We start from the raw sequence: 12,610 nt of genomic DNA, 5'->3' as shown, positions 1-12,610 counted from the left end.
TTTTCAATACCGTTGCTTAGTCCCCAAAATCGTTAGTCTTTTAGCACGCGCAGCCAGCGCAGCAAAAATGCGAACGATGAAGGGATGGGTTCCCTCACCCCATTGTTAAAAAAGGCTCAATATGATCGCTTTTTCTGCGCGTCAGCGCATGCACGCCCTTTTCTGGCTGTCGCTGTTTCATCTGCTGGTGATCACCTCCAGCAATTATCTGGTTCAGCTGCCGGTCGCTATTTTCGGTTTTCATACCACCTGGGGTGCGTTCAGCTTTCCCTTTATTTTTCTCGCAACCGACCTGACCGTGCGTATTTTTGGCGCCCCGCTCGCGCGACGCATTATTCTCGCGGTGATGATCCCGGCGCTATTTATCTCGTACGCTATCTCCTGCCTCTTTTATCAGGGGGCATGGCAGGGCTGGGCGTCGCTGCAGCAGGTCAATCTGTTTGTCGCCCGTATCGCCTGCGCCAGCTTTATGGCCTATGCGCTGGGTCAAATCCTTGACGTTCACGCCTTTAACCGTCTGCGCCAGCTGCCGCAGTGGTGGATAGCGCCAGCCTGCGCCATGTTTCTCGGCAACGTCAGCGATACGCTGGCCTTTTTCTTTATCGCTTTTTATAAGAGCCAGGATCCCTTCATGGCAGCGCACTGGGTCGAGATTGCCCTGGTGGATTACAGCTTCAAAGTGCTGATCTGCCTGATCTTCTTCCTGCCCGCCTACGGCCTGCTGCTGAATGCCGCCCTGAAGCGCATGGCGGAACGGCATCAGGCCCGCCAGATCAATTTCGGCTAATGTGCCATAGACGAAATGGCGCGGTGCGCTAAGATTTCCTGACACATCGGCGGTTGCTTTTGACCGCCGATTCCGTTTGTATAAGCCAGACTGGAATTGTAAAAGGGAACAGAATGCGCAACGTAGTGAAGTATGCAGGTATCGGCCTGCTGGTGCTGGGCCTGGCGGCGTGCGATCAGAAAAAAGAGGATGCTGCTGACAACAGCGGTACCAGCGTCAGCCAGTCCGCTCAGACGGTGAATCTGATGGAAGGGAAACTGAGCTTTACGCTGCCTGCGGGCATGTCTGATAAGAGCGGTAAACTCGGCTCTGAATCCACCAATATGCACGTCTACGCTAATGAAACCGGCCAGCGCGCCATTATCGTGATTGCCGGCGACCCGACCAGTGACTCACTTGAGACGCTCTCAAAACGTCTGGAGCAGCAGCAGCGCAATCGCGATCCGCAGCTGCAGGTGGTGTCGAATAAAGCGGTAACGCTGAAAGACCAGCCGGCACAGCAGCTGGATACGGTGATTTCCGCTAACAACCAGACATCGTGGTCAACGGTGGTGCTGGCAAAAGTCGATAATCAGCTGCTGACGCTGCAGATCACCCTGCCGGCAGAGAATCAGCAGCAGGCGCAGAGCGATGCAGACAGCATTGTGAAGAGCATTACGCTGAAGTAAGCCGTTACCCGATGCGCATTAATGCGCATCGGGCCATATTTTGCAGGGTCGCCATTCATGGCGACCTTTTTTATAACCGCACCGGCGAAATATGCCAGATCTCATCCGCATACTCCTGAATGGTGCGATCTGACGAGAAGTAGCCCATACCGGCAATATTCAGCGCTGCACGCCGCTGCCACTCATCCGGCTGCCGGTAAAGCTTATCCACTTTATCCTGCGTATCCACATAGCTGCGGTAATCCGCCAGCAGCTGATAATGGTCGCCAAAGTTAACCAGCGCATCAAACAGGTTACGGTAACGTCCCGGCTCCTGCGGGCTGAAGACGCCGGTGGCAATCTGCGTCAGCACCTGATGCAGTTCAGCATCTTCCTCAAAGTATTTGCGCGGGTTGTAGCCCTCTTTGCGCAGCTGCTCAACCTGTGGAGTGGTGTTGCCGAAGATAAAGATGTTCTCTGCGCCCACGTGCTCGCGCATCTCCACGTTTGCGCCATCCAGCGTGCCGATGGTCAGCGCGCCGTTTAGCGCAAACTTCATGTTACTGGTGCCGGAGGCCTCAGTACCCGCCGTGGAGATCTGCTCGGAAAGATCGGCCGCCGGAATGATGATCTGCGCGAGGCTGACGCCGTAGTTAGGAATAAACACCACTTTCAGCTTGTTCTTTACCTGCGGATCGTTGTTGATCACGTCAGCCACATCGTTGATCAGATGGATAATGTGTTTTGCCACGTAGTAGGCCGAGGCGGCTTTACCGGCAAAAATATTTACGCGCGGCACCCAGCTGGCATCGGGATCGGCTTTGATCCGGTTATAGCGGGTGATCACATGCAGCACGTTAAGCAGCTGCCGTTTGTACTCGTGAATACGCTTGATCTGTACATCGAACAGCGCGTGCGGATTGAGCACGATATCCATATTTTTGGCGACCCATGCCGCCAGCCGCTGCTTGTTGGCAAATTTGGCATCGGCAACCTGGCGAATAAACGCCGGGTAGTCGATATGCGGCTGCAGCTCGCTGAGCTGTGACAGATCGGTGCGCCAGGTGCGGCCAATGGTTTCATCCAGCACGCCGGAGAGCGCCGGATTCGCCAGCGCCAGCCAGCGACGCGGCGTCACGCCGTTGGTCTTGTTGCAGAAACGTCCCGGAAAGAGCCGGGCAAAGTCGGCAAACAGCGACTGCACCATCAAATTGGAGTGCAGCTCAGAGACGCCGTTTACTTTGTGACTCACCACCACCGCCAGCCACGCCATACGGATGCGGCGGCCATCATTCTCATCAATAATCGAGATGCGCGACATCAGATCCCAGTCGTCGGGATAGTGCTCCTGAATCGTCTTCAGGAAGTAATCGTTGATCTCGAAAATAATACTCAGGTGACGCGGCAAAATTTTGCCGATCATATCTACCGGCCAGGTCTCCAGCGCCTCGCTCATCAGCGTATGGTTGGTATAGGAGAAGATCTGACAGGTGACTTCAAACGCGTCATCCCAGCTGAATTTATACTCATCAATCAGCAGCCGCATCAGCTCCGGGATCGCCAGAACCGGATGCGTGTCGTTCAAATGGATAGCGACTTTGTCAGCAAGGTTGTCCCAGGTTTCATGCATTTTCCAGTGGCGATGCAGAATATCCTGCACCGTAGAGGAGACAAGAAAGTACTCCTGACGCAGCCGCAGCTCGCGTCCTGAGTAGGTTGAATCATCCGGATAGAGAACCCGCGAAACGTTCTCGGAATGATTTTTGTCCTCGACGGCCGCAAAGTAGTCGCCCTGGTTAAACTTGCCGAGATTGATCTCATTGCTCGCCTGCGCCCCCCACAGCCGCAGGGTATTGGTGGCATCGGTGTCAAAACCGGGAATGATTTGATCGTACGCCATCGCGACAATCTCTTCCGTTTCAATCCAGCGAACGCGCGCGCCCTCATGCTGCAGACGACCGCCGAAACGCACTTTATAGCGGGTATTATGGCGCTGAAATTCCCACGGATTGCCATACTCCAGCCAGTAGTCCGGCGACTCACGCTGCTGGCCGTCGACAATGTTCTGCCGGAACATACCGTAGTCATAGCGGATGCCGTAACCGCGTCCCGGCAGGCCTAACGTTGCCAGCGAATCTAAAAAGCAGGCGGCCAGACGACCAAGGCCGCCGTTGCCGAGTCCGGGATCGTTCTCCTCTTCCATCAGTTCGCTGAGATTGAGTCCCATCTCATCCAGCGCCTGATTGAGATCGTCATAAATGCCCATCGCCAGCAGCGCATTGCCCAGCGTGCGGCCCATCAGGAACTCCATCGACAGGTAGTAAACCTGACGCACATCCTGCGACAGCTGCGCACGGCTGGAACGCAGCCAGCGCTCCACCATACGGTCGCGCACCGCGAGCAGCGAGGCGTTCAGCCACTCGTGCTTATTCGCGATTGAAGGATCTTTGCCAATCGTAAACATCAGCTTATAGGCGATTGAGTGCTTCAGCGCTTCAACCGTCAGCGTGGGTGAGGCGTAGGTGAAAGGTGCATTCATATCCGGACTCCCAATCTCTCAATTACAGCATACGTTGATAAAGATCGCGGTAGGCCTGCGCAGCCACCTGCCAGCTGAAATCCATCGCCATGGCCTGGCGCTGAACATAGCGCCACAGTGAAGGCCGTGACCAGAGTACAAAGGCGCGACGAATAGCCCGCAGCAGTGACCAGGCATTGCTGTCTTCAAAACTGAAGCCGCTGGCAACACCATCCGCCAGGTTCTCCAGAGAGCTATCCTGTACGGTATCGGCCAGGCCACCGGTACGACGCACCAGCGGCAGCGTGCCATATTTCAGGCCATAGAGCTGCGTCAGCCCGCAGGGTTCAAAGCGGCTGGGAACCATAATCACATCGGCACCGCCAACAATGCGGTGTGAGAACGCTTCGTGATAGCCAATCTGCACGCCTACGCTGCCGGGGTGTTCCGCCGCGGCCGCAAGGAAACCCTGCTGCAGTTCGGCGTCGCCCTGACCCAGCAGCACCAGCTGCCCGCCCTGCGCCAGCAGACCCGGCAGCGCTTCCAGCACCAGATCGAGCCCTTTCTGTTTTGTCAGCCGGCTGATGACGCAGAAAATCGGCACTTTATCGTCGACCTTCAGTCCCATGGCGATCTGCAGCTGACGTTTGTTTTCCGCTTTGCTTTCCAGGGTTTCGCGGTCATAACGGGCGGTCAGCAGCAGGTCATGAGCCGGATCCCAGATGCCCGGATCCACACCGTTGAGAATACCGCTCAGACGACCTTCACGCAGACGCTGCTCCAGCAGCGCTTCCATGCCATAACCAAACTCCGGTCGGGTGATCTCCAGCGCGTAGGTCGGACTGACCGCCGTGATGTGATCGGCAAAGAACAGACCAGCCTTGAGGTAAGAGATCTGGCCGTAAAACTCCAGGCCATGCATGCCAAAATATTCGCGCGGGATCTGAATCTCATCCAGATGCCGGGCGTTAAACAGCCCCTGATAGGCAAGGTTATGTACGGTAAAGACCGTTTTAGCCGGATTGCCGCGCGCGGCGATATAGGCGCAGGTCAGACCGGCATGCCAGTCATGCGCGTGCACAATCTGCGGACGCCACAGGCCATCTACTCCGCTGGCCAGCTCGGCACCCATCCAGCCCAGCAGTGCGAAACGCAGATAGTTGTCTACGTATGCGAACTGCGACGTGTCGTGGTAGGGGCTGCCGGGACGGTCATACAGTCCTGGCGCATCAATCAGATAAATACCGACACCGTTGTACTGCCCGAACAGCAGGCGCACGGGCCCGGCAAAAGTTTGCAGCTCCGCCACCACGTCAGTATCAGGAATTCCTTTACGCAGATCCGGAAACGCCGGGATCAGTACCCGCGTATCCGTACCATCGGCTATTTGCGCCTGCGGTAATGCGCCGACGACATCAGCCAGCCCGCCCGTTTTCAGCAGCGGAAAAAGCTCTGAACAGACATGTAAAACCTGCATCCTGAACCCCTATTATGTTATCGCGCGCGTTCCACGCGGCGGTTTTTTTGTATGCTTGTCGCCACTCACTGACCCGCGGTGGCCAGCCTGCCCAGCATGGCGCGCGTCACCAGTACGATGCCCTCTTCCGATCGGTAAAAACGCCGGCTGTCTTCATCCGGATTCTCTCCAATCACCATGCCCTCCGGGATTGCGCAGGCACGGTCAATTACACAGCGGCGAAGCCGGCACGAACGGCCTACCACAACATCCGGTAGCAGCACCGCTGAATCAATATTGCAAAATGAGTTTACGCGCACGCGCGGAAACAGCACTGAATTCACGACTACGGAGCCGGAAATAATACAGCCGCCCGATACCAGCGAGTTCATGGTCATGCCATGACTGCCGGAGCGATCCTGCACAAATTTAGCCGGCGGCAGTGGCTCCATATGGGTCCGGATGGGCCATTCATGGTCATACATATCCAGCTCTGGCGTCACGGATGCCAGATCAAGATTCGCACGCCAGTAGGCCTCCAGCGTACCTACATCACGCCAGTAGGGTTCTGCATTCTCATCGTTCTGCACGCAGGAGAGCGTGAATGAATGTGCATACGCCTCACCGCTCGCCACAATTTTTGGCAGCAGATCTTTGCCAAAGTCGTGGCTGGAGTTCTCTACCAGCAAATCTTCTTCCAGTAACTGATAAAGATAGTCGGCATTGAAAACATAGATACCCATACTTGCCAGCGCCTTATCTGCGTCGCCAGGCATAGCGGGAGGAGTCGCGGGTTTTTCAACAAAATCGACCACGTTGTTGTCAGCATCTACCGCCATCACGCCAAAGGCGGTCGCTTCCGCCAGCGGAACCGGCAGACAGGCGATAGTGCACTTCGCCCCGCGTTCAGCGTGGTCGAGCAGCATACGCGAGTAGTCCATTTTGTAGATGTGATCGCCTGCAAGGATCACGATGTACTGCGCGTTATAACGCCGGATAATATCGAGGTTCTGCGTCACCGCATCGGCGGTGCCGCGATACCAGTACTCCGTCGCGGCGCGCTGCTGAGCGGGCAGCAAATCGACAAACTCATTCATCTCCTCGTTAAACAGTGACCAGCCGCGCTGAATATGCTGCGTCAGCGTATGCGACTGATACTGGGTAATGACGCCGATGCGCCGGATGCCTGAGTTAATGCAGTTGGAAAGGGCAAAGTCGATGATACGAAACTTGCCGCCAAAGTGAACGGCAGGCTTCGCGCGTTTTGCGGTCAGATCTTTCAGACGCGTGCCGCGTCCGCCAGCAAGGATCAGGGCAACTGTCTGGGTAGGGAGCTGGCGCGCCAGCATCAGAGGATCGTTTCTGTCTAACTTCACCATGTCTGACTCCTTATGATTGCTTTAGGAACACACACACGCCGCGTGCGGGCCCGTGCCAGACAGTTGTCAAAATGGGATTATCTTCCCCGGCGAAAGGAGGTATGGCATGCCATTCTCCGTCTGGTAAGGCTAGGTCACTGATTGCATCTGTTGCATTTATTGTTATCAGCCAGCGATCCGACAGCAGGATTTGCATCTGATGCGCACCCCGCTCCCACTCTTCTGGTTCCAGTGGTTTGCCGCTGGCATTGAACCACTGCACCTGACCATCACCTTCCTGCCACCAGCAGTCTGCCGTCAGCGCCGGAATGCGCTGGCGCAGCTGGATCAGCGCCGCAGTAAAGTCGACCAGTCCTTCATCATCCTGCTGCCAGTTGAGCCACGTCAGCAGGTTATTCTGACAGTAGGCGTTGTTGTTGCCATACTGGCTCTGGCCGCGCTCATCGCCCGCCAGCAGCATCGGCGTGCCCTGTGCCAGCAGCAGCGTGGTCAGCAGCGCATGCGCGCTGTGCCGCCGCCGCTGCAGGACATCCGGATTCGCTTTCAGCCCTTCATGCCCGTGGTTATGACTGAAGTTGTCACTGCTGCCGTCGCGGTTATCCTCGCCGTTAGCCTGATTATGTTTATGGTTATAGCTCACCAGGTCGCGCAGCGTGAAGCCATCATGCGCGGTAATAAAATTAATGCTGGCGTGCGGCCGGCGCCCTGCCTGCTGAAACAGATCGGCTGAGGCGGCAAACCGACGCGCCAGCTCGCCGTTGTTCAGTTCGCCATGCAGCCAGTAGCGGCGTGCGGCGTCGCGAAAATGGTCGTTCCATTCGGCAAAGCCTGGCGGAAACCGGCCCACCTGATAGCCGTTTTCGCCGATATCCCACGGCTCAGCAATCAGCTTGACCTGCGACAGAACCGGACAGGCGCGAATCGCCGCCAGCAGCGGTGCTTCAGCGCAAAAGTCCGGCGTACGCCCCAGCACGCTGGCGAGATCAAAGCGAAAGCCATCAACGTGACAGTGCTGTACCCAGTATCGCAGCGCTTCCAGCGCCCACGCCACCACCTGCGGATCGCTGAGATTTAGCGTGTTGCCGCAGCCGGTCCAGTTCTGGTAATTCCCCTGCTCATCAAGCCAGTAGTAGCTGGCGTTATCCACCCCGCGCAGCGACAGCGTCGGGCCAATCTCTTCCAGCTCTGCGGAGTGGTTAAAGACCACGTCCAGGATCACTTCAATACCTGCTGCGTGCAGCGTTTTCACCGCCTGCTGAAACTCCTGCAGCGCTGTGACGCCCGCTTCCCCTGACGCATAATCCGGGTGTACCGCCCAGAGCGCGTAGGGGTTGTAGCCCCAGTAGTTTTGCAGCCCTGTCCGCTGCAGTCGCGGCTCGCTGGCAAACGCCGCCACCGGCAGCAGCTCCAGCGCGGTAATGCCGAGGTCGCGCAGGTACTTCACCATAGCAGGGTGGCCGAGCGCCGCATACGTCCCGCGCAGCGTTTCAGGAATTTCCGGATGCAGCTGCGTCAGACCGCGCACGTGCGCTTCGTAAATGACCGTTTTGCCCCAGGGCGTACGCGGTGGCCGATCGTCTTCCCAGTCAAAGTCTTCAGCGATAACCAGCGATTTGGGCATGCAGCCGGCGCTGTCCTGACTGTCAGGCTGCGCGATGCCGCCATACAGCGCGGCGTCATCCGCAACGCTGCCGGTAACGGCTTTGGCGCAGGGGTCCACCAGCAGTTTAGCCGGATTAAAACGGTGTCCCCGCTGCGGATCCCACGGACCATAAACGCGATAGCCGTAGCGCTGACCCGGCTTCAGCCCGGCAATATAGCCGTGCCAGATATCGCCGCTGCGGGCGGGCAGCGTCAGACGCTGCTCCTCTCCTTCACAGCTGAACAGGCAGAGCTCCACCTTCTCTGCGTGACGCGAGAAGAGCGTGAAGTTGACGCCGCGTCCATCATAGCGGGCCCCGTGCGGCGCAGGCTGGCCCGCTTCGATCATCAGTCCGCCTCCCGCACCAGCCAGATGGTCGACAGCGGTGGCAGGGTCAGACTCAGCGACTGCGCGCGGCCGTGGCTGGCAATCTCGTCGGTGCGGGCGATGCTGTGGTTACGCACGTCGCTGCCGTGATAGTCGTGCTGATCGGTATTCAGCACTTCGCGCCAGCTGCCCGCCTGATTGACGCCAAAACGGTAATCCTGGCGCGTGACCGGCGTAAAGTTGCTGGCAACAATGATCTCATTGCCTTCGCGGTCGCGGCGTACAAAGACAAACACCGAGTTATCGTGGTCATCCACTACCAGCCACTCAAAGCCCTGCGGATCAAAGTCGAGCTGATAAAGTGGCGCATAGTGGCGATAGGTGTGGTTGAGATCGCGTACCAGACGCTGCACGCCGTGATGCCAGTTGTCATCGCCTTCCAGCAGGTGCCAGTCGAGGCTGACGTCATGGTTCCACTCGCGCCCCTGAGCAAACTCATTGCCCATAAACTGCAGCTTTTTACCCGGAAACGCCCACATCCAGCCGTAGTAGGCGCGCAGGTTAGCGAACTTCTGCCAGGCGTCACCCGGCATGCGATCGAGAATAGAGCGCTTGCCGTGCACCACTTCGTCATGGGAGAGCGGCAGCACGAAGTTTTCGCTGTAGTTGTAGGCCATGCCAAATGTCATCAGATTGTGATGATAGCGGCGATGTACCGGGTCGAGCTTCATGTAGTCGAGGGTGTCGTGCATCCAGCCCAGGTTCCACTTAAACCAGAAGCCCAGCCCTTCATTTTCGCTCGGGCGCGTGACGCCAGGGAAGTCGGTTGACTCTTCCGCCACGGTGATGCTGCCAGGTACCGCCGTGCCCAGCGTCTGGTTGGTATGACGCAGAAATGCAATCGCTTCCAGATTTTCGCGCCCGCCCAGATGATTCGGGATCCACTCGCCCGCTTTACGGCTGTAGTCGCGGTAGATCATTGAAGCCACCGCATCCACGCGCAGGCCGTCAATGCCAAACCGCTCCAGCCAGTAAAGCGCGTTACCGGAGAGATAGTTGCTGACTTCACGCCGGCCAAAGTTATAGATCAGCGTATTCCAGTCCTGATGATACCCTTCGCGCGGATCGCTGTGCTCATAGAGTTCAGTGCCGTCAAATTTCGCCAGACCGAAGTCGTCGTCAGGAAAATGGCCCGGTACCCAGTCCAGCAGTACGTTGATACCCGCCTCATGTGCCGCTGCAATAAACTGACGGAACTCATCGCGCGTGCCGAAGCGCCGCGTCGGCGCATACATGCCCAGCGGCTGATAACCCCAGCTGCCGTCAAACGGATGCTCATTAATCGGCAGCAGCTCGATATGGGTAAAGCCCATCTCTTTGACATAGGGGATAAGCTGCTCAGCCAGCTCTTTGTAGCTCAGCCAGAAGTTGTTATCGGTGTGGCGTCGCCATGAGCCGAGGTGCACCTCATAAATAGAGATAGGCTGATCAAAACCGTTCGCCGCTTTGCGCGCTGGCTGCATCTCAACCTTCGGCGGCAGGCCGCAGATCATCGATGCCGTCTGCGGGCGCATCTGCGCTTCAAACGCAAACGGGTCAGCTTTGATACGCATCTGCCCGTGTAAATCGACAACCTCATATTTATAGAGCTGTCCGTTTACCGCACCCGGCACAAACAGCTCCCAGATACCGAGTTCGCGCCGGAAGCGCATCGGATGACGGCGGCCGTCCCAGAAGTTGAAGTCGCCCACCACAGAGACGCGCCGGGCATTCGGCGCCCATACGGCAAAGCGGATGCCGCTGACGCCATCAATGGTCGCGCCGTGCGCACCCAGGGTTTCATACGGACGCTGGTGCGTACCTTCAGCCAGCAGCCAGGCGTCCATATCGGCCAGCAGCGGGCCAAAACGGTAGGCGTCATCAATCAGATTCTGCTGACCATGCCAGTTCACCGCCAGCTGATAGCGAAACATGTTCTTGCGGCGCGGAATCACTCCGCTGAAAAAGCCGCGTGAATCCAGACACTTCAGCTGACCACATTTGCGGCCGGTTTTGGTTTCAATCACCCAGACTTCAGACGCATCCGGCAGCAGCGCGCGGACTTCAAGGCCCTGAACGGTCTGGTGCATTCCCAGGACAGAAAAGGGGTCGGCGTAATCCCCGGCAAAAAGCGCATTGATCGCATCGCGATCGGGAAACTCTGACATGACTTTCTTCCTATGATTTTGTGCAGGCGACCGCAGGGGCAACTGTGCCGCTGTAAGTGCGCTGCTTTTCATTGAGTCATACGTACGCTGGCAAGAGAGGCCACCCTCCATGGGAAAATTCGTTGCCAGGTACCACTACTAATTCGCTTAAAAGTACAACCTGTTAACAATCGGTACTTCTCAGTTAAATCATAGCTTGGGGTTGGCAGAAGCCAGGGAGGAACGTGAAAAATTGTTATCGGAAAAACAAAAAAGGGAAGCCGATCACTCGCTGGCGGCAATTTGCCTTAGGTTTTGCCCGTCAGCTGATTAAAAAAAAGCAGGGAAACCCCGGCCTGTCTGATGTCGCTGCGCTTAGTCGATAAGCAGACGCAGCATGCGACGCAGCGGTTCTGCGGCACCCCACAGCAGCTGATCGCCAACGGTGAAAGCGGAAAGATACTCCGGTCCCATATTAAGTTTGCGCAGGCGGCCAACCGGCGTGGTCAGACGACCAGTAACCGCGGCGGGCGTCAGCTCGCGCATCGTGATCTCGCGATCGTTTGGCACCACTTTTACCCATTCGTTATGCGCTGCAAGCAGCTGCTCAATCTCTGCCAGCGGCAGATCTTTTTTCAGCTTCAGCGTAAACGCCTGGCTGTGGCAGCGCAGCGCACCGACGCGCACGCAGAGGCCGTCAACCGGAATGATGTTGCCGGTGTTGAGAATCTTGTTGGTCTCCGCCTGCCCTTTCCACTCTTCGCGACTCTGCCCGTTATCCAGCTGTTTATCTATCCACGGGATCAGGCTGCCCGCCAGCGGAACGCCAAAGTTGTCGACAGGCAGCGTGCCGGAACGGGTAAAATCAGTCACGCTGCGCTCAATCTCCAGAATAGCGGAAGCGGGATTCTGCAGCGCCGGAGCGACATGATCATGCAGCATACCCATCTGCGTCAGCAGTTCGCGCATATGACGCGCGCCGCCGCCGGACGCCGCCTGGTAAGTCGCCACCGAGGCCCACTCTACCAGATCGTTTGCAAACAGGCCGCCCAGCGACATCAGCATCAGGCTGACGGTGCAGTTGCCACCGACAAAGGTTTTGATGCCGTTGTTCAGGCCGTCGCGAATAACCTGATGGTTGACCGGATCGAGAATAATGATGGCGTCATCTTTCATGCGCAGCGTAGAAGCTGCATCAATCCAGTAGCCCTGCCAGCCGCTCTCGCGCAGCTTTGGATAGACTTCACTGGTATAGTCGCCGCCCTGGCAGGTAATAATGATGTCGAGCGCTTTCAGCGCGTCAATATCAAACGCATCCTGCAGCGCGCCGGTTGACTTACCGCCAAACGCGGGCGCAGCCTGACCCAGCTGTGACGTAGAGAAGAACACCGGATTGATCACGTCAAAATCGCGTTCTTCGCTCATTCGTGACATCAGCACAGAGCCGACCATGCCACGCCAACCAATAAAACCTACATTCTTCATTTTCTGTCCGTCTCAGGAGCTCGGGCCGAGGCCTGTATAGTGCATGTATCAGACCCGGCGCTAACGATGCGCGAGCCTGCGTAATATTCAGGTTTACCTGCGACCTTCAACTCTACAAAATACTGCACTTCTGGCAAGTGAATTAATTCGATTACACCTGTTTTTTCAGCAACAGAGCTAATA

The 12,610-nt window shown here is 57.1% G+C and carries 8 protein-coding genes; 2 read left to right on the top strand and 6 right to left on the bottom strand.

Annotated features, from left to right (window positions below; all coding sequences use genetic code 11):
* The first annotated feature begins 121 nt into the window (after positions 1-121).
* On the top strand, positions 122-787 hold the full coding sequence (locus LAC65_RS00970; protein WP_224144801.1) for a 7-cyano-7-deazaguanine/7-aminomethyl-7-deazaguanine transporter: 666 nt from the start codon (positions 122-124) through the stop codon (positions 785-787).
* A gap of 113 nt (positions 788-900) precedes the next feature.
* Entirely contained in the window at positions 901-1,455 is a 555-nt protein-coding gene (locus LAC65_RS00965; protein WP_039381890.1) for a DcrB family lipoprotein, read from the top strand.
* A gap of 70 nt (positions 1,456-1,525) precedes the next feature.
* On the opposite strand, the gene glgP is transcribed toward LAC65_RS00965, so the two are convergent.
* The 6 genes from glgP to asd form a co-directional block, all read right to left on the bottom strand.
* Entirely contained in the window at positions 1,526-3,973 is a 2,448-nt protein-coding gene (gene glgP, locus LAC65_RS00960; RefSeq protein ID WP_039381888.1) for a glycogen phosphorylase, read from the bottom strand.
* 22 nt (positions 3,974-3,995) lie between these two features.
* Positions 3,996-5,429 carry a glycogen synthase GlgA gene (gene glgA, locus LAC65_RS00955; protein ID WP_039381887.1) on the bottom strand — a complete coding sequence of 478 codons (1,434 nt, stop codon included), beginning with the start codon at positions 5,427-5,429 and terminating at the stop codon, positions 3,996-3,998.
* Positions 5,430-5,494: 65 nt separating this feature from the next.
* Positions 5,495-6,787 (bottom strand): glucose-1-phosphate adenylyltransferase, encoded by a 1,293-nt coding sequence (gene glgC, locus LAC65_RS00950; RefSeq protein ID WP_039381886.1) that lies wholly within the window; start codon positions 6,785-6,787, stop codon positions 5,495-5,497.
* A gap of 10 nt (positions 6,788-6,797) precedes the next feature.
* On the bottom strand, positions 6,798-8,777 hold the full coding sequence (gene glgX / locus LAC65_RS00945) for a glycogen debranching protein GlgX (RefSeq protein ID WP_039381885.1): 1,980 nt from the start codon (positions 8,775-8,777) through the stop codon (positions 6,798-6,800).
* Positions 8,777-10,963 (bottom strand): 1,4-alpha-glucan branching enzyme, encoded by a 2,187-nt coding sequence (gene glgB / locus LAC65_RS00940; RefSeq protein WP_039381884.1) that lies wholly within the window; start codon positions 10,961-10,963, stop codon positions 8,777-8,779. Before glgB ends, glgX begins: the two co-directional genes overlap by 1 nt.
* A gap of 354 nt (positions 10,964-11,317) precedes the next feature.
* The gene (gene asd / locus LAC65_RS00935; protein ID WP_039381882.1) at positions 11,318-12,427 is read right to left on the bottom strand and encodes an aspartate-semialdehyde dehydrogenase; all 1,110 of its coding nucleotides are present in this window, start codon (positions 12,425-12,427) and stop codon (positions 11,318-11,320) included.
* Between the last annotated feature and the right edge of the window lie 183 nt (positions 12,428-12,610).

This window comes from Pantoea eucrina, assembly GCF_020079945.1.
Classification (GTDB): Bacteria; Pseudomonadota; Gammaproteobacteria; order Enterobacterales; family Enterobacteriaceae; genus Pantoea; species Pantoea eucrina.
Note: the sequence above shows the minus strand (reverse complement) of the source record. Positions and strands in the feature narration are given on the sequence as shown.

Bases quoted from the DNA above. Each gene is read 5' to 3' on its own strand.
- LAC65_RS00970 (WP_224144801.1), top strand. From the start codon at position 122: ATGATCGCTTTTTCTGCGCGTCAGCGCATGCACGCCCTTTTCTGGCTG.
- LAC65_RS00965 (WP_039381890.1), top strand. From the start codon at position 901: ATGCGCAACGTAGTGAAGTATGCAGGTATCGGCCTGCTGGTGCTGGGC.
- glgP (WP_039381888.1), bottom strand. From the start codon at position 3,973: ATGAATGCACCTTTCACCTACGCCTCACCCACGCTGACGGTTGAAGCG.
- glgA (WP_039381887.1), bottom strand. From the start codon at position 5,429: ATGCAGGTTTTACATGTCTGTTCAGAGCTTTTTCCGCTGCTGAAAACG.
- glgC (WP_039381886.1), bottom strand. From the start codon at position 6,787: ATGGTGAAGTTAGACAGAAACGATCCTCTGATGCTGGCGCGCCAGCTC.
- glgX (WP_039381885.1), bottom strand. From the start codon at position 8,777: ATGATCGAAGCGGGCCAGCCTGCGCCGCACGGGGCCCGCTATGATGGA.
- glgB (WP_039381884.1), bottom strand. From the start codon at position 10,963: ATGTCAGAGTTTCCCGATCGCGATGCGATCAATGCGCTTTTTGCCGGG.
- asd (WP_039381882.1), bottom strand. From the start codon at position 12,427: ATGAAGAATGTAGGTTTTATTGGTTGGCGTGGCATGGTCGGCTCTGTG.